The organism is Paraburkholderia sp. SIMBA_054 (assembly GCF_046534875.1).
In the GTDB taxonomy this organism is placed as follows: domain Bacteria; phylum Pseudomonadota; class Gammaproteobacteria; order Burkholderiales; family Burkholderiaceae; genus Paraburkholderia; species Paraburkholderia hospita.
In genome coordinates, this window is record NZ_JAWRXV010001419.1 from 1 (window position 1) to 246 (window position 246).

Consider the following 246-nt stretch of genomic DNA (forward strand, 5'->3'; position numbering starts at 1 on the left):
CGTCAAGGCCGGCGTGGAGCTGCTGAACCGCGAAGGCACCAACCGCGCCGGCTTCGACCAGATCCCGCCGTGGGAGCAGACCGACAACAACCTGCGCCTGCAGGGCCAACGCAACTATGTGCTCGGCGACGGCCACAGCAAGGGGCTGAATGCCTGGTTCAACGCCGGCGCGCCGCTGGGCGAGCATGCCGATTTCTACGCCTTCGGCACCTGGAACCAGCGCGACACCGAGGGCGCCAACTACTT

Annotated in this window: 1 protein-coding gene; it reads left to right on the forward strand. The window is 67.1% G+C overall.

Annotated features, from left to right (window positions below):
• On the forward strand, positions 1-246 hold a 246-nt coding region (locus SB822_RS59730; protein WP_410859463.1), incomplete at both ends, for a hypothetical protein.